Here is a 1239-nt window from a genome sequence, read left to right as displayed (position 1 = left end):
CCCGGAGACCAGTGTGAAGGGCGTGCCCGCGATGCTTCAGCCCCGTTACCCGCAGGCCCCCGGGGGAGGCCGCGTACGCGGAGTCGACGCGGCGCGGGGCATCGCCCTGATCGGCATGGTCGCGACGCACGTCTATCCCGCGGTCGAGGATGACGGGGCGGCGACCCCCGCGCATCTGCTCGCCTCCGGCCGGGCCTCGGCGGCCTTCGCGGTACTCGCCGGGGTGGCGCTGGCGTTGTCGACCGGCCGGCTGCCGGCGCCACAGGCGCGCGCGTCGACTGTGGCACGAGCGGCCTGCATCGGGACGATCGGCCTCGCCCTCGGCTACACCCACTCCGGCATCGCGGTGATCCTCTGTTACTACGCGCTGATGTTCATCCTGGCCGTGCCGCTGCTGCGGGCTCCGCTCGGAGCGCTGGTCGTCGTCACGGTGCTGGCGTTCGCGGTCGTCCCGGCCGCAGGCCTCCTCAGCCGGGACCATCTGCCGTCCCCGACCCTTGACGACCCAACCTTCGGCCGGGTGTTCACCCACCCGGTGAGCCTGACCCTGGAGATGGGCTTCACCGGCTTCTATCCGGCGCTCGCCTGGCTCGGGTATCTCTGTGTGGGACTCGCGGCCGGCCGGCTGGATCTACGGTCCACGCGGGTCGCCGCCGCCCTGCTCGCGGAGGGTGGCACGATCGCCGCGGCGGCGTCGCTGGCCTCCTGGGCACTGCTCCGGCACGCCGCAGGCATGGCCGCACTCGAATCCGTCGATCCCGTCGAGGTCGCGGGAGTCGGGCCGCTGCCGGTGCGCTCCATCCTCGACGCCGGGCTGTACGGCAGCACCCCGACGAACACCTGGTGGTGGCTGGCCGTCGACACCCCGCACTCGTCCACGCCCGTCGATCTGCTGCACACCAGCGCGACCGCGGTCGCCCTGCTCGGGTTCGTCCTGCTCCTGAGCCGGCTGCTGCCGCCCCTGATGCTGGTCCCGCTCATCGCCCGTCGGATCGATGACGCTGACCCTCTACTGCGCCCACGTGATCGTGATGTCCGCGTCCTTCCTCCCCGCGGACCCGACGCCGTCCTTCCTGCTCCAGGCGGCCGTGGCCCTGACCGTCGCCACCGCCTGGCGGGCGAGCGGGATGCGAGGACCGGTCGAGGCGGTCGTCGCCGCGGCCACCCGGCAGCTCGTTTAGCGCGGTGACCACGGCCGCCGGAGATCTTCAGGCCGCGGCCACAGCCTCGCTGTAGAGG

At 73.0% G+C, this 1239-nt stretch carries 1 protein-coding gene; it reads left to right on the top strand.

Features of this window, described 5'->3' with window-relative positions; genetic code table 11:
• Nucleotides 1-1189, top strand: a 1189-nt coding sequence (locus tag ACY45C_RS08920) for a heparan-alpha-glucosaminide N-acetyltransferase domain-containing protein (RefSeq protein WP_462187151.1), incomplete at its 5' end; no start/stop codon positions are given.
• Between the last annotated feature and the right edge of the window lie 50 nt (nucleotides 1190-1239).

The organism is Frankia sp. CcWB2, from assembly GCF_977927585.1.
This window is presented reverse-complemented; position numbering and strand designations above follow the sequence as displayed.